Source organism: Acetonema longum DSM 6540 (assembly GCF_000219125.1).
GTDB lineage: Bacteria > Bacillota > Negativicutes > Sporomusales > Acetonemataceae > Acetonema > Acetonema longum.
In genome coordinates this window covers 1-1,373 of record NZ_AFGF01000222.1, presented here as the reverse complement: position 1 = coordinate 1,373, position 1,373 = coordinate 1, and the positions used below count along the sequence as shown (strand labels likewise).

The following is a 1,373-nucleotide window of genomic DNA, read 5'->3' as shown; positions in this document are numbered from 1 at the left end:
GGCTTATTCCCCGTATAACCAAACAGCAGGGCACGAACTTATTTTGTCCGTTACTCTGCTGTTTGGTTTTTCATGCTTTATGCGGGTTTAGTTGTTCAGAACCCATTTGACCGTCCCCAGTGTCAACTCTGCCGTTGGTTTGGAAAGTGGCGGCCAGAGGACACAGAAGAAGAACCGTTTCGTTGTATCCCGTCCCCTTGTGCCCTGCTATCCAATAAACATAACTGCATTTTCGCGTCGAAAAGCCTGGGGTAGTCTTTCTTCTAACAACTCAATTCTGCTAATCATATACGTTCTATCATCTTGACTCATTTGTTGATGTTTTTTTGCCCATTTTTTTAGTCGACTAAGTTCGTCAAGTATTTCTGATACATCTTCTTTTGTTACATCCATACCAGCAGAAAATGTAGGAATCCATTTAAGGCCTAATTCTTCTGCAGCAGGCAACCAAAATTCATTGAAGAATTTTTCTACAGCCACAGGGGTAGAAAGGCTCTTTTCAAAATCGTTTTCTGCGTTAAGAATATAAGCATATACAGACATTAGCGGCCACCTCCAAATACAGCGTCAAAGGTATAATTCGGATATTTTGCTCTAAGTTGTTCAAGGGCATTCTTAACAGCAGTTCTTAATTCTGGAGTATCTGCATCAATTCTAAATTCAAATTTTTTGATGTTTTGAATCTCCGATAGATCCGGTATGCCTTGCGTTCCATCTTTTGTCGCTCTTGTTGCTACTGCTTCATTTTCTAGACGATTGATTCTGTCTTGGGTTTTACCCAGTATCTGTTTATCAGCCCATTGCTGTGCAGTTTGTTGAGGCATTCCGGTGTTAGGATTTATTTTACTAAGACCCGCAGCCGACTTGTCCTCAATAAATAATTTCTTATTTAGATCAATACCATCAATTTCTCCAAGTGGACTTCCTTTTTTATCAACTATTTCAACTTTCTCTATAACCTTAGCATTACTCTTAGTCGGCCCCTTACCAACGTCTCCGCTTTCCGCGAAAAGTTGTAAATCAAAATCTATAAAACTGTCCGACCTTTTCGCAGTCCCCACTGGCTGAGCCACATCTACTTTTGCAGCGCCTTTAGCAGCTGTTTCTGATAATGTTTCCGCGGCATCTGCCGCTTTATTTCCAACAGCTACATATTTGCCAATACCAAATTTCCCGATTACGCTGCTCCCCGAATAGCCCAACCCCAGAATAGTCATTCCATAAGCGAATTCGCCCAGCTTACCTTTTAATCGTTCTTTCTTCTGTGCATCAGTTTCGTCGAGTACGGTGATTGTACGGAGTTTTCCATTCCATTCAAAGAAGTACTGGTCTTTTACTATCCCAGCGAAATAGGTGTCTTTCGTCGTGATTCC

1 protein-coding gene and 1 pseudogene are annotated in these 1,373 nt (G+C 41.4%); both read right to left on the bottom strand.

What is annotated here, in order from left to right:
* Positions 1-207: 207 nt before the first annotated feature.
* Positions 208-543, bottom strand: coding sequence for a hypothetical protein (locus ALO_RS17435; RefSeq protein ID WP_004098738.1), 336 nt, complete (start codon positions 541-543; stop codon positions 208-210).
* A pseudogene (locus tag ALO_RS22605) lies at positions 543-1,373 on the bottom strand (hypothetical protein); the annotation flags it as partial. The gene ALO_RS17435 and the pseudogene ALO_RS22605, both read right to left, overlap by 1 nt.

Coding starts and splice junctions, on each gene's coding strand:
- ALO_RS17435 (WP_004098738.1), bottom strand. CDS start 543: ATGTCTGTATATGCTTATATTCTTAACGCAGAAAACGATTTTGAAAAG.